This is a genomic window from Ruminococcus sp. (genome assembly GCF_024691275.1).
Lineage (GTDB): Bacteria > Bacillota > Clostridia > Oscillospirales > Ruminococcaceae > Ruminococcus.
In genome coordinates this window covers 1-18,061 of record NZ_JAILNU010000048.1, presented here as the reverse complement: position 1 = coordinate 18,061, position 18,061 = coordinate 1, and the positions used below count along the sequence as shown (strand labels likewise).

Sequence of the window (18,061 nt, the reverse complement as noted above, 5' to 3'; positions counted from 1 at the left end):
TGTGCACAGGACGAGCAGGAATACAAAAAGCCCCGTCCTGAAACTACAGGACGGGGCATAATACCCGTGGTGCCACCTGAATTACCGCAAAAGCGATCACTTTTGAGCCGCTGTAACGTGCGGAATACGTCGCCCCTACTCAGACAGTATTTATCGGGACTGCCTACTTCACACAGTGTACCTTTCGGAACACCGCCTTTCGACAAGCCACTAAAACTGCACCCTTTGGGTTTGCTGCTCGGGAGTGTTATTCACACAGACTCTGATATGCGGCTCACACCATACCCGCACTCTCTGAAAACGAATTTCTGCGCTACTTCTCTCTGTCGTTGCATTTAATTGTATGTATTATATCACTTTTATTTCAGATTGTCAAGGCTGAAACAAGAAAAAAATTCACAATTTTCACTCTTTTTTCAAACAAGTATTCTCTTATTTCACATTAAATATGATCTTCACACACATCTTTCCGATTTATTTCACATGATAATACGCTGTTTCACAAGAAAAGGGTGTATATTATAACCATGGAAACAAAAACAAGCGGTTTACCGATACCGCGTATAATAATGATTCTTCCTCCCTCTCATAAATATAAGTAAAAATGGTACGCAAAAAGCGTACCATTTTTATTGTTATATGAATAATGTACTAAAACCGTGCTCCTTGGCATAGCGTTCAGCCTTTTTGCGGTTTATCTGTTTGAGTATCCTTATGGTCTGCTTGTGACCCTTTCTTATTTTATCAAGAGAAATGTCCTTATTATCGAACTCGATGATATTAATATTGTAAAGGCTCTCACAGCCGCTGAAAGCGTCCTCCTTGATATCCTTCGTGTACATACTTATCCTGAGATCCATAAGATTCTGGCAGCCGTAAAACGCCCATGTACCTATTGATTTTACAGTATTCGGTATATCTATGGAAGTAAGCGACCTGCACCATGAGAACGCACTTTCTCCGATGCTTTCCACAGAATTTGAGATAACGACCTTTTTAAGGCTGTAGCACTCGGAAAACGCCTGGAATCCAATTGACTCCACCGAACCCGAGATAACGATCCTCCTAAGCTTCTTGCATGAGAAGAACATGAGATCGCTTATTTTCTGGAGATAAGCAGGCAATACAACACTGACAATACTGTTGCAGCGTCCGAACGCGCCTTTGCCCACTCTTCTGACAGACTCAGGCAGATTGATCTCTTTCAGGCGCAGACACTTCAGGAAAGCATTCTCGCCTATAGCTTCAAGATTCTTCGAGAATACGACCTCCTCAAGATAGAAGCAGTGACAGAACGCAAACTCGTCGATAAGGTGTACACTGTCAGACATAACGATACGCTTTACGGTCTGGTTTCCGCGGAAAGCATACTTTCCGATCACTTTTACCTTATCAGGTATTACGATAGACTCGGTAGTTCCGATATATTTTACAAGAACACCGTTTTTGTCGATAGCCATGTTGTTTTCGTCATCTATCTCGATATTCTCATCGTCCATGAGATAGTCGTACTTTTCGTAATCCTCGGAATCTTCTTTTTCAGCCTTCGGAGCTGTCTCAGGCTTCTTCTCCTCGACCTTCTCAGCCTTCGGAGCTGTCTCAGGCTTCTTCTCCTCGACCTTCTCAGCCTTCGGAGCTGCCTCTGGCTTCTTCTCCTCGACCTTCTCAGCCTTCGGAGCTGCCTCGGACTTCTTCTCCTCGACCTTCTCAGCCTTCGGAGCTGTCTCGGACTTCTTCTCCTCGACCTTCTCATTTTTCTTGTGAGCATCACGTTTGAATTTGTCATGATACTTATCAAGCTTTACAGGTTCAGGAGAAGTATCTATTCGCTTCTTGCTCTTGAAAAAGTCCTCCTTGCTCGGAGTCTTGAACTTTTCTTTCTGAGATTCCGGAATAGCGTCCATTATCTCCTTGGCGATCTCATCTCCGTCATCGGTGCGGACTTCTTTTTTTCTGTTATCAAGCTTCTTCTCGACAGGCTTCTGCTCGATCTTCGGCTCAGGCTTCTTCTCGGCAGGCTTCTGCTCAACCTTCGGCTCGGGCTTCTTCTCGGCAGGCTTCTGCTCGATCTTCGGCTCAGGCTTTTTCTCGGCAGGCTTCTGCTCGATCTTCGGCTCGGGCTTCTTCTCAGTAGGCTTCTGCTCAACCTTCGGCTCAGGCTTCTTCTCGGCAGGCTTCTGCTCAATCTTGGGCTCAGGCTTCTTCTCGGCAGGCTTCTGCTCGATCTTGGGCTCGGGCTTCTTCTCAGCAGGCTTCTGCTCGATCTTCGGCTCAGGCTTCTGCTCGATCTTCGGCTCAGGCTTCTTCTCAGCAGGCTTCTGCTCAGAAGGCTTTACCGCTTTTTCAGCCTCGCTATGAGCCTTGACCGCTCTTACCTTTACTTTAACAACTTTACGCGGAGCTTTGCCTTGCTCTTTGCCCGCATTAAGCTTTTCAGCACAGATAGGACAGGTCTCATATTTATCAGCATCATAGAAATGCCTTTCGGGACATTTTGTCATTTTCATTTTGTTATCACTCCATCGGAATATATCTTATTTCGACACTTAAAAAAAATTAATGAACAATATAATTATAGCATTTCAGACGTGAAAAATCAACAAACAGAACTGTTACATTCTAATTTTTGTAAATAATCACAAGATAATATAATCATATAATCTTGCAACTGCAGATTCTACGCTTGATGTACTGCTTATGTTTATACAAAATGCACAAAGCAGAATTTCATGATATCAGATCTGCACGGCTTCCGCCGTCTTTGTCTTTTTTAACGATTATCTGTTTGTCGATCCGCTGTTTAAGTGACTGAACATGGGATATGATCCCCACAAGTCTCCTGCCCTCAGAAAGCCCTGCAAGTGCTCTTATCGCCTGTTCAATGGAATTCTCATCAAGAGAGCCGAAGCCCTCATCTACAAACATCGTATCAAGCTGTATACCGCCTGCCGAATACTGTATCTCGTCCGAAAGTCCCAGTGCCAGCGACAAAGATGCCTTGAACGACTCTCCGCCCGAAAGGGTCTTGACGCTTCTTTTCGAGCCGTTGTAATGATCCGTAACATCAAGGTCAAGTCCCACCTGTGTGCGTTTATCGTCGTATTCCTTGCGCCTTTCGAGAGTGTACTGCCCATCGGACATGACCTTCAAGCGCTCATTGGCACGAGCAATTATCCTGTCAAAATATGAGGTCTGGATATAGGTCTCCAACATGAATTTGCTCTGGTCGGACAGCTTTCCATTGGCAGTATCCGCAAGCTTTTTCACCCATTTGTAACGCTCTTCCAGCTCTGAAAGCTCTGCCGAACTCTCCTTGATATTGCGGAGCGCCGTATCATTCACCGTTATATTTGTATGCAGCTTTCTCAGCGCCTCGGTCAGCTTTGTTTTTTCGGCAGTCAGCCGCGTCTTTTCGGCAGTTTCCTTGTCAGCGTCTATGTCTCCGAACTTTTCAAGGCTCAGTGTCAGCTGTTTAAGCTTTCCTGCTGTGAGAGCGCACTGCTTATCAATATCACTGACCGCTTTTTCAGACTTTTCACGAGCCGCTGTTATCTCCGAACACTTCATCTGCATAGCTGCTGCATGAAGATATGCCTCATCGCGGCTCGGAAAGCTCATTTTCTCACGCAGCTCTCCAAGCTGTTTCCCTGTTTCTTTTATGCTCACCTCATGAGCTGCTTTTTCTGCCGCAAGCTCAGCTGCCGCATCGTTCAGGCTCTTGTTCCTGCTTTCTGTCACGGGTATGAGCTTTTCCAGCTCAGTCCTGCGCTCAGCCTTTTTCTCCTCAGCCGCAAGCTTAGCCATATTATCGGCTATAAGGGCTTTATACCGCATTTTTTCAGAAACTATCCTGCTGCGTATATTCTCAAAAGGACACTCGCCTATCATTTCCGCAGCTTTTTTCGCCGCTTCGATCTTCAGCTGTTTTGCACTTCCGTCGGCTCTGTCATACTCTCCCCTGAGCTCAGTCAGCGTCCTGTCGATATCCGCCAGCGCGATGAGTATCCCTTCCGTCTGCTTTTCCTTTGAAGCTGTCTCATGCTTTGATCTCTCACGCTCCGCTATGAGTTCCTCGGCTTCCGTCAGTTTTTTCTCAAGTTCATCAAGCTCATCGCCGCAGTTTTTGAGCTCATGTTCGCAGCGCTGAACGCTCTCGTCAACTCCACAGCCCAGAAGCTCGCTGATACAGCTGCTCAGCTTTTTCTCGCACTCATCCGATTTTCCTTTCAGCGCCGAAGCCTCTGCACTGCGTTTCTCGGCTTCCTTACGCGCTTCGTCGAGCTTTTTCCTGAGAGCTTCGAGCTCTGCCTCCGAAGGAGCATTCCCACTCATTTCAGCAGGCATCGGGTGCTCCGGCGAACCGCAGACAGGACAGGGCTTCCCCTCTTTCAGCCTTGATGCAAGAATACCTGCCTGATCGTCGAGAAAAGCCTGATAGCTGTCGTCGTACCTGCGGCTGAGTGCTCTCATATTCTCAGCCGACTTGCTGTAGAGTTCCAGCGCTCTTTTGTGATCGTTCCTGCGCTCCTGCCAGTCCTCGATATCCTCCGAGAGCTTTGTAAGCTCCCCACAGCGCTTATTGAGATTTTCCTGGCTGCGCAGGAGCTTTTCCTTTATCTCTCCGCAGTTTTCAAGCTCAGTGCAGCGCTTTTTCAGAGCTGCCAGTTCCTTTTCAAGACTTTTGCTCGTATCAAGAAGATTATCATGCTCAAACTTCTGCTCTTTCAGCTGTGCTGCAATCTTTTTCACTGTCTCCGCACTGTCCTCGTAATCTTTCACAGCATCGGAGAGCTTGTCCAGCTCAGTGATATGCCTGCTGTGCTCGTCGTACTCCGCCTGCAAAACGGCAGTATTCCTGCCTGTATCTTCAAGTCCCGAATGCTCCTCTTTGAGCTCTGCCAGAGCCTTCTCACCTTCGGATATCTCTTTCTTTGTATCGTCAAGCCTTTTCACCGTATCCGACAGGCTTTTTTCAGTTTTTTCAAGCTGATGTGCAAGCTCGTTCATCTTGTCGTATTCGGGCATTTCAGCATTGATCCTCGCATACTCAGCCTGATACTCCTCCAGCTCGGGCTGCCGCGCCTTTACCTTTTCCAGCTCCTCCGCCATGAGCTTCTGACGGTACTGAAGCTCAATAAGCTGCTGTGAAGTCCTGTCGCGCTCCGCCGAGGCCGCTGCTTTTTCCTGAGCTTTGGATATCCTGCCGCTCACCTCGCTGATCTTCTCGTCAAGCTCTACGCTCTCACGATCAAACACCTCAGCCTTTGCTCTGTCACGGGATATGAGCTTCTCTATCAGGTCGGTGATATATTCAAGGGGCATCAGCTCGCTTTTCAGCTTCTCCACATCGGGAGCGTATTCATCGTCATCTGCACAAGCTATGCCGCTGATATACTGCCTGAGAATTATGCGGTGCTCCCCGCACTCGCTTTTCAGGGCACTGCTCTGCTGCTTGAGCTCCTCCTGCAAAGTCTGGTAATTCTTTGTTCTGAATATGTGCCGCAGTATCTCGCGGCGCTGCACAGTATCCTCAGTTATGAGCTTCATGAAATCGCCCTGCGCTATCATAGCTATCTGCTTGAACTGCTTTTCGCTGAGTCCTATGACCTCATCAACAGCCGCATCTACATCTCGTTTTCCCGAAACTGCCCTGCCGTCGGGATAGGTGAAAACCACAGATGCAGGCTGCTGTGCATATCCGCCGCCGCGCTTGGCTCTGCGGGTATACTCGGGATTTCGGCTGATCTTGTACCTTTTGCCTGCGTAATCAAAGACCAGTTCCACATATGTCGGAGTGTCAAGGGAAGAATACTTTGAACGCAGCATACTGTCATCATCGCGGTTGCTTCCGCTGGCACTGCCGTAAAGCGCATATGTTATGGCATCAAAAATGGTGGTCTTGCCTGCTCCAGTATCTCCTGTTATAAGGTAGAGCCCGCTTTCGCCGAATTTTTCAAGATCAAGGACGGTCCTTCCCGAATACGGACCAAATCCCGATATTTCAAGTCTTACAGGTCTCATTCTCCACCCTCCCATATCTTTTCTATCAGCGACTGTATGAGCTCATGCTGCTTTTCACTCATATCGCTGCCGTTGCTGAATCTGTAGAACTCCTCAAAAAGCTCTATGGGCTGCTTTTTCTCCGCTTCCGCCGCGCCAAGACTGCCATGAGAGCTCCTTGTGCGCTGATTATCGTACTCTATGCTCATTATATTGGGGTAAACAATGCGGAGCTTTCCGAGCACCTCGGGTATCTCCTCCTCATCAGTCAGCACCACATGGAGATAGTCGTTAATATCTCCCGTGCTGCTGCACTCCTTTGAGCATACATACTCAAAGCTTCCGCGTATCTTCCGCATATCACGCTTTGGTGATAAAGGAACTTCACGGACATTCAGCCAGCCCTTTTCGCGTATCTCAACAACTGTTACAGATTTCTGCTGCTTTTCCTCGGAGAAGGAATACTTCAGCGGTGTTCCGCAATAGCGGATACGCTCGCTGCCCACGTTCTGGGGAGAGTGGATATGTCCGAGAGCAACATAATCAAAGCCGTCAAACGCAGAGCTGTCCACATTATCCATGCCGCCGACCGATATTTCCTCGGAGTCGCATTTGAGCGCTCCTGTGACGAACTGATGCGCAACCGCTATATTTCGCACGGAATAATCAACATTCATGGCATCTACAGCTGCATTTACGGCATCTGTATAGGACTCAACGGTCTTGTCCTCAAAAAATCTCCTTACCGAAACAGGCTTGATAAACGGCAACATATAAACGCGGAACTCTCCGTATTCGTCGTTCAGAACAACAGGTTCTATCCTGCCCTCAAAAACAGGAGACATATGTATGCCGCTCTTATCCATGATTCGGCTGCCGAAGGCTATACGCTCCGCAGAATCATGATTGCCGCTGATAACAAAGACCTGACCTGTGCGCTCGGAAATATGCGTGAGGAATCTGTCGAAAAGATGTACTGCTTCCGCGGACGGAACTGCCTTATCGTAGATATCTCCCGCTATCACCACGAAATCAGGTTCTTCCTCATTTATGATACTGTATATCTCACGGAGTATGAACTCCTGATCCTCGATCAGCGAGAACTCGTTCAGTCTCTTGCCGAGATGAAGATCGGACAAATGTATAAACTTCATACAAACCTCCCCTTATCAAATCTGAAATGATCGCTTAATAAAATTATAGCCTGTTTATGCGCTAATGTCAACGCAGCGGCTGTCTGATAAAATAGACAAATGCACAGCCCTGAGACTGTGCATTGTGACGATCATTCATCAAAATTTTCGGGGTGCTTGGGCTTGCGCCTGTAGCGTCTTTTGTCCGTATCCACAACTTTTGTGGCAGGATCAACGCCGTTCCAGCTCCCGCGCTTTGCAGAGTCTATCTTCTTTTTCTCCTTTTTGCTCATCTTATCGTAAGATACGAATTTATCCATATTACCTCCATTATAATGATATCACGAACAGCTGCTCTGTATCGCCGTATACGGTATCATAGTCACCCATACAGCTGAAGCCGTACTTCTCGTACAGTCCACGTTCGCCGCTCATGATATAGACCTTGTCATATCCGATGCTTTTTGCGTATTCGACCGCTTTTTCTATCATTTTTCCCGATATCCGCTTTCCTCTGTGAGTTTCGTCAACAAACACGAAGCCTATCAGCGGCGAATACGGATACTTCGGGGCAAGCTCGTCCTTTTCCGTGAGAGTGCAGAAACCGACAGGCTCGCCGTTTTCAAAGGCTGCAAAAACACGCTCCCAGTTCCTGAAGGCGCTGCTGCGCATAAGCTCCGCGAGGTACTTTCCTGCCCTCCACGAGCATTTTTCGGCAAAAGCCGCAACGCTCTCCCATTTTTCATGGTTAAACGTAAGTGTTAGTATATTCACTGTTTCTCCTTTAAATCATAGTTTAATGCAATAGATCGCTGAACCCACGAAAGGGATTCCAAAGGGACTGTGTTCCTTTGGCGGAGTCCAGAGGCAGCGCCTCTGGTGGGGTGTGGGGCAAAGCCCCGCAGTTACGAAGCGCTCCGCAAGGGTGAATCCCGAAAACAATCCGGTGAATTGTTTTCGGGAGAGGGACGCCCTGCAAGAGAGGGCGTCCCTAATAATTGCACGTCAACTATGTTGTTTTTTACATATAAGGCTAATGATTATTTTCCTCTCCTGCCTTGAAGTTATATATCGGCTTGATGACTTCGTTTATCTCCACAGTATCGCCGATATTGTCCACGATGTCCTCCATTGACTTGTACGCCATAGGACACTCGTCCAGTGTCTGCGCATTGACCGACGTTGTGTATATTCCGTCCATCTGCTTTTTGAACTCCGACACTGTGAAGCTCTGTTTAGCCTGCGAACGCGACATAAGTCTGCCTGCTCCGTGTGGTGCAGAGCAGTTCCAGTCAGGATTGCCCTTGCCTGTGCATATGAGACTTCCGTCACGCATATTGATAGGTATGAGGAGCTTCTCCCCCGCCTGAGCCGATACAGCTCCCTTGCGGAGTATCATGGTATCGGTGTCGATATAGTTGTGGACAGTCGTGAACTGCTCCGCAACATGAACGTGCATACCCTTGATTATCTCGTCCATCATCGCCTGACGGTTGAGCATGGCGAACTGCTGAACTATCTTCATATCGTGGATATATTGCTCAAACAGCTCGCCCTCGCAGTATGCAAGGTGCTTAGGCACTTCCGTGGTCTTGGTGTTTTCAAGCTTTCTCAGCTCTGACTGTATCTGTTTCTGCTTTCCCTCTGCTTTCAGCCGCGCAATAAGCTCGTTTATCTCCTTGTCAGAGCTTTTGTTGAGCCTTCTGTACGCTTCGTTCTGATAATACTTAGCCACCTCGACTCCGAGATGACGGGAGCCTGAGTGGATCACGATGTATATGCTTCTGTCCTCTCCTTTGTCAGCTTCAATGAAGTGATTTCCGCCGCCGAGAGTTCCGACGCTCTTTTCAGCCCTCAACGGGTCGATATGCTTTATGCAGTAAAGCTCATTAAGGTCGATCTTTTCATTATAGCGGTGCGGCTTTTCGCGTATCGAAAATCCCGAAGGTATCTTCTCGTAGATAAGCTTGTCAAGCTTCTGAAGCTCAATGTGCTTCTCTTTCAGCTTTACTGTCTCCATGCCGCAGCCGATATCAACTCCCACAAGATTTGGTATCACCTTATCGGTAATGGTCATGGTAGTACCAATGGTACAGCCTGATCCTGCGTGAACATCGGGCATGATACGTATCTGCTCACCTGCGCTCACAGGCTGATTGCAGAACGCTATGATCTGTGCAACTGCGTCCTGCTCAATAACATCGGTAAATACCTTTGCCGAGTTGTATTTTCCGTTCAATCCGATCATATATTATCCTTTCCGAGTCCGCCCGAACGCATAAAAAAAGCACTCCCGCAGGAGTGCATAATGCTCTGTATGCGCAAAAGCTCAGCACATGGCTGAACAGTTCAGGCAAACTCCATGCTTTCTTGAAATAGTATTGTTTTTTGGCATCTGAAAAAATATGTTGTTTATGATCATGGTGTTCACCGTCCTTTCGTAGAATATGAGCATATTATAATCGCTCATTCCTTCAAAGTCAACAGATACGAAATACTGTAATCAAACTGTAATAATTAGCCGAAGAGGATAAAAACAGTGTTTTTGACTATAATAAAGTTCTCGGAACTGTACAATAGGTTCATATGAACTTATTTTTGCAGCGTTTTCTTCTGTGCATTATGCATAAACGCAAGATTATTAGTATACTTTCCGTAATCAATTGTGGGATATTGACAAACCAATAAAAATAATATATAATAACATCATGCAGTCGAAATAAGTCGACTGATGTAAAACAAGTGCTCCGCATAAGCACAATATTCGCTATATTATGGAGGGTTTATATGGACAACATCAACTGGGGCGTAGTTATTCCTTCTGCTATTGGAATAATATTATTTTTGATCATTGTATTCACAGGCTATATCAAAGCACCACCGGATACCGCTTACATCATTTCAGGTCTTAGAAAAAAGATCATCATCGGTAAGGCAAGTATTCGTATCCCGTTCTTTGAGCGTGTAGATAAACTGAAGCTTCAGCTCATCGCTGTTGACGTTAAAACTTCAAGCGCTGTTCCTACAGCTGACTACATCAACATCAATGTTGACGCAAACGTAAACGTTAAGGTCAGCAGTGATCCGCAGCTCATCAAGCTCGGCGCTGAAAACTTCCTTAACAAGGAAACAGCTTATGTTGCTAAGGTTGCAAGAGAAGTTCTTGAAGGTAATATGCGTGAGATCGTTGGACAGATGTCCCTTGAGGCTATGGTAAACGACCGTAAGGCATTCGCTGAGAAGGTTCAGGAGAATGCTGCACCTGACCTCAACAGAATGGGTCTTGAAATTGTTTCATTCAACGTTCAGAACTTTACTGACGACCAGAACCTTATCGAGAATCTCGGTATCGACAACACCACAAAGATCCAGAAGAAAGCTGCTATCGCTCGCGCTGAGTCCGAAAAGGAGATCGAGATCGCTAAGGCTCAGGCTAAGAAAGAAGCTAACGACGCTAAGGTACTCGCTGAAACAGAGATCGCTCAGAAAAATAACGAACTCGCTATCCGTCAGGCAGAACTCAAGAAGGAAGCTGATACTCAGCTCGCTATCGCAGATGCTGCTTACGAGATCCAGCGCGAGGAACAGCGTAAATCCATCGAGGTCTCTAAGGCTAACGCTAACATCGCTGCTTCCGAAAAGGACGTAGAGCTCAAGACTCGTGAGGCTGAGGTTACTGAAAAGGCTCTCGACGCTCAGATCAAGAAAAAGGCTGAAGCTGACCGCTACAAGGCTCAGCAGGAAGCCGATGCAAAACTCTATCAGCTCAAAAAAGAAGCTGAAGCTGACCGTTTCCAGCGTGAGCAGGAGGCTGAGGCTCAGAAGGCTGAGGCTGAAGCTCAGAAGTTCGCTAAGATGCAGGAAGCTGAAGGTATCGCTGCTGTAGGTAAGGCAGAGGCTGACGCTATCCGCGCTAAGGGTCTTGCTGAGGCTGAAGGTATCAACGCTAAGGCTGAGGCTATGAAGAAGTACGGCGAAGCTGCTGTACTCGAAATGTACTTCAAGGCTCTCCCGGAAGTCGTTAAGAACGCTGCTACTCCGCTGTCACAGGTCGACAAGATCACAATGTACGGCGATGGCAACTCAAGCAAGCTCGTTGGCGACATCATCGGTTCTACAACAAAGATCACAGATGGTCTTACAGCGGCTACAGGCGTAGATATCAGAGCTTTACTGGCAGGTTTCCTCGGCGGCAAGATGGCTGCTCCTAAGGCAGCTGCACCTGCTGCACCTGTTCAGGGAAGCAATGACAACGAAGATTATTACTATACTTACGACGGAAACAATGATACTCAGGTTGAAACAGACAACAACGATATGCCTGAGGTATAACAAACATGATTTGTCCCCTGATGATATGCGGTCATCAGGGGATTTTTTTGCAAATTGTAAAATTTGTGTTATTTTTGTCATATTTTGGTGCAAATTTTACCATTACCCCCGACTACCATATTGCGCAAAAAATGGTTGGTCTATTTGTATAGTTTTCACAAAGTTATACAAAAAGCATTTACAAGATGCGGCATATAGGTTATAATGATATTAGTATCACAGATTTTCAAACGACTTATAATAGCAATATTTGGTCACAGCCTCTGCTGTATGAGTTTCAGAGAGGGGGGGTAAAAATGATAAAGCATCTTTCAGGTGACTTTGAAACAGTCGAATATGACACCAAGAAATATGCAATGCTATACGACAACGTCCAGACAGAGGAATATCCTGTCCACTGGCATAATGCTGTCGAATTTATTATGCCGCTAAAAAATGAATATACCGTTACTGTTAACGGCAAAGACTATCAGGTACCCGAGAACGATGTTCTGATCGTCCCCCCCGGTGAACTGCACAGTATGCCCGCTATCCCAGGAAGACGTATAATCTTCCAGTGCGATAACAGTATCCTCGGCGAGATCTCAGCTCTCGAACCTGTCATGCGCTCACTCAATGCGCCTATCCTCATAAATCAGGATATGGATAAGGAGCTCCATGTTCTCGCTAAAAAAACTATGCTGGATATACTCTCACTCTATACTTCAAAATCAGAGCTTGCCGATGTAAAAATATACATGAAGGTCATCGAACTGTTCATGGCTCTGCGCGAGTATCAGCTCGAACAGCAGAAGATCGTCATGGACTGCGACGACGAAAAGATCGACGAGTACAGCGAAAAGTTCGGAACCGTCCTGAAGTATATCGACACGAACTATATGTACGATATCACCCTCGAACAGCTTGCCGACGTTGCAGGCTACAGTAAATATCATTTCTCTCGTATATTCAAGCAGTACAACTCTATGTCCTACTTGCAGTACATAAATGCCCGCCGTACCAAAGCGGCTGAACTGCTCCTGCTCGATCCGAGCATACCTATAACTGAAGTTGCTATGCGTTCAGGCTTCAAGAGCCTTACAACATTCAACAGGATCTTCAAGGACATAAAACACTGTACTCCAACAGACTTCAAAAAGCTTTATGCATTAAGATAAAAAATTACCGCACATCTTCGTGATGTGCGGCTTTTTGTTTATTCAGCAAAATTACGAATGAACTGTAATGCTTCAAGTCCTTCTGCTTTGTATATCCTAATAGTATCTCCATAAGGCTCTTCACTTGGTCTGCTAATAGCGATCATGCTGCTGTCTTTGGAAATATAAAGAATCGTATGCTCTTTTTTCACTTTATCATACAGTTGTATCTGCGATAATCCGAATACGTCATTCCATCTTTTTGCTTCGATAACTCCGTAAACGTTAGGTACCATTTCCTTTACTTCATGCTCATTGAAGTAATTCTTCACAGTATCATACTGGTTTTGGTCAAAGTCCTGTTTGCACCAGCCACCATTTTCATCACACCAAACTACAAGTCCTCCGCAGTCATTACCGTTAAGGAGAGCAACGATGTTGTTATAGTCCGTCATATCCTGTGTACTCGGCTCAACATTATCAGATTCAATAGGATCATAAACATCTAAAAGTTTTTCGCCAAATTCCGTATCATCACATTTATAGCATTTCTTCTCACTCTTTTCATTATTTCCATCGTCAGTAATGATCTCAGTATAAACGCAAGCATAGCCATCATACGTTGTCATGAGGTATTCATTAGTACCTATTGTTTTACTGCCTACAACAACGAAGTAATCTCTGGTCAGCTTTGTAAAATCAAAATCAACAAATTTATCTGCACAGTCACATTCGATCCATGTCTGAGAATTATACGTTTTTATCAGTGCTTCGATTTTTTCGTCTGTTACTTCACGAGCACTTGCATCAAATGCATCAACTAAATATGCAGTTTTAATGATATCTGTAAACGGTGACTCTACAGTTGTTTCTTCTGTATCAAGCTCGTCTTTCAAAATTTCCTGCATACCTTTGTCAAAAGCTTCAAAGTCGATCTTATATGCCCTTTGTTCCAGCAGTTTACCTCCGTTATCTACAAGCTCAGTTACATTATAAGCTGCAAATCCAATATCTCCAAGTCCGAGAGTATATATTTTATTGTCGATCTTCCACGAGAGATGGTAAATTGTGCAATCTGAATAGTCATTTTTTTCATCATACGCAGCCTCAAGCGCATCATCGCTTATCTCATCGCCCCAATCGAAATTATTAAGGAAATCAGCAAGCTTTGCCTGTGTCTCATCGTCATATGTGTTTTTCACACCATCCCCAACAGCTACGTTGAATTCAAAGGTGTTGAAATCGCCGAACGGACTGATAGCAGTTACATTTTTTGTCGCAACTGTTGTAGTCTCAACCTCCGCAGAAGGAGCTGCTCCCTGTCTGTGGAGAAGCACACCAGTTGTGCCAAGTCCGCCCACAAGCAGCGCACAGGCTGCAACTGCACTTATGCTGCGCATGATGCGATTTCTCGGCTTTACCTTTTCAACACCGTAAACATGATCTGCATACTCATTATTATCGTTTCTGGCTATAGATCTATTTCTTGCAGCTTCTTCGCAAGCGGCAATTATACTTTCTTTTGTTTTATCTGACATAGTAATTTTCTCCATTTCTTCTTTAAGTTTATTACTCATGTTACATATACTCCTTTCTGTACTTCTCCTCAAGCAGCTTTCTGCCCCTTGACAAGCGCATTTTAACTGCCGAAATACTTGAATCAATCAGCTTTGATATCTCATGCACCTTGTATTCCTCAACATAGTGAAGCATAAGAACTATCCTGTATTTATCGGGAAGCTCCATAAGCGCTTCGATAATGCCGCTGTCCGATTTTTCAACAGCATAGTTATACATTGCTTCCTCACTCTCGGTCTGGTGACGAGTTCGGTATCGCAGCATATCACGGCATTTATTAGTTGCTACTGTAATGAGCCAAGCTTTTTTATGACCATCGCTCTCAAACTCGGGAGACTTCTGTATATATGTAATAAATGTCTCCTGTACAGCGTCTTCGGCATCGGCAGAGTTCTTTAACATGACAAGACATATTCTATACAGCATATCGCCGTAGTTTTCGACCGCCTCGCGAGCGCAGTCGCCTGTAAGCATTGTTTCATCAGCTCCTTTCACTAATAACACGTCCGCTTTTCGGATATAGTCACATAATTATAACACTTTTCAGAAAAAATGAAAAGACAGTCGATTCACACCGACTGCCTTTCAGGGGATATTAAAATTTGGAGAAATCTTAATTAAGTGTGCCGATCACCGATCCGATGATCGGCACTGTTGTGTGTTTTTACGCTAAATTATGCGCGTGTGTGGATCTGACCACCTGCGAGAGTTTTGCCATGAGCCTTAGCCATATCAGAAATGTTTACGTTCTGGTAACCATTCTGTGCGAGCCATGGGAGTACTTCTTCCATAGCTGCTGCTGTTGTTTCGTAATTCTCGTGGCAGAGTACGATAGCACCCTCAAGTGAACCGTTCTGAGCAGCCTGCTTTATCGTGTTTACGATCTGATCCTTTGATGCATGATCCCAGTCCTTTGTGTCTATAGCGCATGAGATAAGCGGAACGTCGTAAAGTGCAGACTGAACCTGTCCGCCGCCGTCGAGGTAAGGAAGTCTCATAAGGTGTGAAGGCTCTGTGCCAATGATCTGCTTGAGCCTGCTGTTACACTGCTCCCACTCACTTCTGATCTGTGAAGAATTGAGCTTGCTGAGACCGCTCTGAGTATGATCCTTTGTGTGGTTAGCAACTTCCATGCCGTTTTCGTATGCGAACTTGACCTGTTCTGTTGTATTTATCCAGTCGCTTACATAGAAGAATGTAGCTGTCATGTTGTTCTTGATGAGAGCGTCCATTATCCTGTATGCAGGATCCTGTCTGCTTTTAGCTGATGCGCCGTCATCGAATGAGATTGCGCAGAGCTTCTTTGTTGTATCAACCTTTGGCTGATCGTTGTTGTTTGGAGTATCGTTTGTGGTTGTGCTGCTTCCATCGCTGCTGATATTAAGCTTAGTTACAACAGCCTTACCGCTGCTCTCCCAACCTTCTACGTTGAGAGCAACTTCTGTGAGGTTACCGATGTTCCAGCCAGCATCCTTCCAAGCCTTGAAGTGATCGGATACTGTGATAGTACCTGATGTTCTCTTAGACTTACGAACGCTGAAGTACTGCTTAAAGCTACGTGACTCATTGTCAAGGATTGTTGGGCCGTAGTGATCGAGCTGGAATATCTCGTACTCAGCACCGTCGATTGTAACTGTCTTGCTTGCGCCGTTTGGCTTAGGACACCAGTTTACCCAGTCCTCGATGATGTAGTACTCAACGAGCGGATCTGTCATCCAACCATATACGCAAAGACGTGAGTTACCCTGTGAGCTTGCTGAATAGTCTGCTGCGTAATCCATTACGATCTTACCGCAGTCTGTAGCCTTCTTTGTACGGTCATAGTTTTTACCGCGACGAGCAAGGAAGTTACCGGATGAAACCTGTGCACTCCACTCGGTGCTGAATGTACCGCCGTCGCCAAGTGTCATAGAACCGCTTCCGCCTGTTCTATCGAGCCAGATCTCATAGCTGTAGCCGTTAACGTCATCTTCAGCAAATCTGTTCTGACCATTACCAACTTTGAATGTCTGTCCGCTTGGAACTGAAGGCTTATTTGTTGTAGTTGTTACAACCTTAGTTGTTGTTGTAGTCTTCTTAGTAGTTGTAGTTGTTGTAACTACCTTGAGGTTATCAGACCAGCTCTCAGGAAGCTTAGAAATCAGACCTAAGAGATACTTCTGAATTGTAAGAGCATCGGTATTTGTGATACCGCCGCCTGCTTCGCTTACGTCTGCATTATATGCGCCTGCACCGGTAACCTTATACTTGTCAGGGTTTGCAAGTGACTGCATGATAAGAACTACGTCGCCCATATCAACGCTGCCGTCGTTGTTTGCATCGCCCCACTTAGTAACCTTAGCTGCAAATGCTTCCTTTGGATCCTGAACCTGGATAGGAGCTGTTGTAGTTGTTGTTACAGGCTTTGCAGTTGTTGTAGTAGTAACTTCCTGCTCATACTTAGCAGCTGCCTTATCAAGAACATTGATAATGTCGCTGTAGAATGCCTTTGGCTGATAATTGCTGAATGGAAGTGGTGAACCACCGTTCTCACGGTATCTCCAGCTTCTCTCATCAGTTGTACCCCAAAGAGTTACGCATGAGATGTTCTTAGCGTTGTCAGCAAGAACCTGGAATATCTGTGGGTAAAGCTTATCATTTGTTCCTGTGCTGTTTGTGATATCAAGCTCTGTTACCTGAACATCAAGTCCGAGACTTGCGAACTTCTTGAGTGCTGTCTCATATTCACTTGATGATGGATACTTGGAATCAAGGTGAGACTGCATACCGATACCGTCGATATAGTCACCTGTTGCCATGACCTTCTTAGCCATGTTATAGAGGTCATTGGTCTTAGCTGTAATGTACTCGTTAAAGTCATTGAGGTAGAGCTTTGTCTCTGAAGGAGCATAAGTTCTTGCATACTTGAATGCGTTAAGAACGAAGCTGTCATCGCCGTATACTCTTGCCCAACCTGATTCATATGAAGGTCTCATTGAGCCGCCGTCCTGGACGAAGAGCTCGTTACATACATCATATGAGTGAACCTGAAGCTTTGGATAATTCTTCTTGAGTTCGCTGAATGTATTCTTTATCATGCTCTCAAGACGCTTGTTCATTCTGTCCTTAGAAACGTCTTTACCGTTCTCCTGGAAGAGTGAGCCTGGAGTCTGGCTGTACCATACAAAGGTATGACCACGAACACCGATTCCGTTCTGCTCAGCGAACTTGAGGATAGGATCTGCACTTCTGAGGCTGATATTAACATTGTCGCCGCTTACACCTGCAACTATATCGTTTGGCTTCATCTCATTCTCACAGGTAAGTGAGTTATAGTTCTTCTTGATGAACTGCTGAGCCTGTGAATTTCCGATCTCGTTTGCACTTACAGAAGTACCGAGTCTGAATAACGGACCTGCGTGATCCTTGAATCCGTCGCCGCCCTTCTGGTATGTGTAGTTAAGGTTCTGGTGACCTGTAGATGAACCAGGTGTAGGTGTTACAGGATCCTCAATAACTACAGGTGTTTCTTCTGAAACCTTGCCCTTACCTGTTGTAACAGATGAAGCCTTGCCTGACTTGGAAACCTGAACTGCGTCGATATAGAAGTCGCAGAGGTCACCGGAATCCTGTGGAGTCTCAATATAAAGTATCATATCTCCGCTGTTTTCGGGGATAGTGAACTTTGTATTTGAAAGATCTGTCCAGACACCGCTCTTAGCCTCACAGTCAGCAATCTTTGTGTAAGAAGCTCCGTTGCCGTCGCCCTGCTGGAGAGACATCTGCATTGTTACTGTCTTTCCTGTGTTCTGGAGAACTGCTGTGCTGAAGCTGTATGTCTGACCTGGAACGAATGTGCTTGAATCGAGAGGTATTGCACAACCATTCCACTCTGCGGATCTG

The 18,061-nt window shown here is 45.7% G+C and carries 11 protein-coding genes and 1 other annotated feature; of the genes, 2 read left to right on the top strand and 9 right to left on the bottom strand.

Annotation, left to right across the window (positions count from 1 at the left end):
• Positions 1-43: 43 nt before the first annotated feature.
• Positions 44-339: a binding site (T-box leader), on the bottom strand.
• Positions 340-635: 296 nt separating this feature from the next.
• From K6G33_RS06135 to K6G33_RS06110, 6 genes are all read right to left on the bottom strand, one after another.
• Positions 636-2,507, bottom strand: a complete 1,872-nt coding sequence (locus tag K6G33_RS06135) for a leucine-rich repeat domain-containing protein (protein WP_296777360.1) — start codon at positions 2,505-2,507, stop codon at positions 636-638.
• 220 nt (positions 2,508-2,727) lie between these two features.
• Positions 2,728-6,021 (bottom strand): SMC family ATPase, encoded by a 3,294-nt coding sequence (locus K6G33_RS06130; RefSeq protein ID WP_296777357.1) that lies wholly within the window; start codon positions 6,019-6,021, stop codon positions 2,728-2,730.
• Entirely contained in the window at positions 6,018-7,154 is a 1,137-nt protein-coding gene (locus K6G33_RS06125) for an exonuclease SbcCD subunit D (RefSeq protein ID WP_296777356.1), read from the bottom strand. Before K6G33_RS06125 ends, K6G33_RS06130 begins: the two co-directional genes overlap by 4 nt.
• Before the next feature lie 131 nt (positions 7,155-7,285).
• A complete protein-coding gene (locus tag K6G33_RS06120) occupies positions 7,286-7,453 on the bottom strand; it encodes a hypothetical protein (RefSeq protein ID WP_173449037.1) in 168 nt (55 codons plus the stop codon).
• Between the two features lie 10 nt (positions 7,454-7,463).
• Positions 7,464-7,907, bottom strand: a complete 444-nt coding sequence (locus K6G33_RS06115) for a GNAT family N-acetyltransferase (RefSeq protein WP_296777355.1) — start codon at positions 7,905-7,907, stop codon at positions 7,464-7,466.
• Positions 7,908-8,166: 259 nt separating this feature from the next.
• Positions 8,167-9,381: an RtcB family protein gene (locus K6G33_RS06110; RefSeq protein ID WP_296777354.1), complete on the bottom strand. Its 1,215-nt coding sequence runs from the start codon at positions 9,379-9,381 to the stop codon at positions 8,167-8,169.
• Positions 9,382-9,920: 539 nt separating this feature from the next.
• Between K6G33_RS06110 and K6G33_RS06105 the strand changes: the two genes are divergently transcribed.
• Both K6G33_RS06105 and K6G33_RS06100 read left to right on the top strand, forming a co-directional pair.
• Complete coding sequence (locus tag K6G33_RS06105) at positions 9,921-11,465, top strand: SPFH domain-containing protein (RefSeq protein ID WP_296777353.1); 1,545 nt, start codon at positions 9,921-9,923, stop codon at positions 11,463-11,465.
• Between the two features lie 296 nt (positions 11,466-11,761).
• Positions 11,762-12,622: an AraC family transcriptional regulator gene (locus K6G33_RS06100; RefSeq protein ID WP_296777352.1), complete on the top strand. Its 861-nt coding sequence runs from the start codon at positions 11,762-11,764 to the stop codon at positions 12,620-12,622.
• A gap of 38 nt (positions 12,623-12,660) precedes the next feature.
• On the opposite strand, the gene K6G33_RS06095 is transcribed toward K6G33_RS06100, so the two are convergent.
• From K6G33_RS06095 to K6G33_RS06085, 3 genes are all read right to left on the bottom strand, one after another.
• Positions 12,661-14,178, bottom strand: coding sequence for a hypothetical protein (locus K6G33_RS06095; protein WP_296777351.1), 1,518 nt, complete (start codon positions 14,176-14,178; stop codon positions 12,661-12,663).
• A gap of 1 nt (position 14,179) precedes the next feature.
• On the bottom strand, positions 14,180-14,674 hold the full coding sequence (locus K6G33_RS06090) for an RNA polymerase sigma factor (protein ID WP_296777349.1): 495 nt from the start codon (positions 14,672-14,674) through the stop codon (positions 14,180-14,182).
• A gap of 179 nt (positions 14,675-14,853) precedes the next feature.
• Positions 14,854-18,061 (bottom strand): endo-1,4-beta-xylanase (locus K6G33_RS06085; protein WP_296777348.1); only part of this gene is annotated, 3,208 nt, incomplete at its 5' end.

What these genes read in the sequence shown, in the direction of transcription:
- K6G33_RS06135 (WP_296777360.1), bottom strand. Translation starts at nt 2,507, where the DNA reads ATGAAAATGACAAAATGTCCCGAAAGGCATTTCTATGATGCTGATAAA.
- K6G33_RS06130 (WP_296777357.1), bottom strand. Translation starts at nt 6,021, where the DNA reads ATGAGACCTGTAAGACTTGAAATATCGGGATTTGGTCCGTATTCGGGA.
- K6G33_RS06125 (WP_296777356.1), bottom strand. Translation starts at nt 7,154, where the DNA reads ATGAAGTTTATACATTTGTCCGATCTTCATCTCGGCAAGAGACTGAAC.
- K6G33_RS06120 (WP_173449037.1), bottom strand. Translation starts at nt 7,453, where the DNA reads ATGGATAAATTCGTATCTTACGATAAGATGAGCAAAAAGGAGAAAAAG.
- K6G33_RS06110 (WP_296777354.1), bottom strand. Translation starts at nt 9,381, where the DNA reads ATGATCGGATTGAACGGAAAATACAACTCGGCAAAGGTATTTACCGAT.
- K6G33_RS06105 (WP_296777353.1), top strand. Translation starts at nt 9,921, where the DNA reads ATGGACAACATCAACTGGGGCGTAGTTATTCCTTCTGCTATTGGAATA.
- K6G33_RS06100 (WP_296777352.1), top strand. Translation starts at nt 11,762, where the DNA reads ATGATAAAGCATCTTTCAGGTGACTTTGAAACAGTCGAATATGACACC.
- K6G33_RS06095 (WP_296777351.1), bottom strand. Translation starts at nt 14,178, where the DNA reads ATGAGTAATAAACTTAAAGAAGAAATGGAGAAAATTACTATGTCAGAT.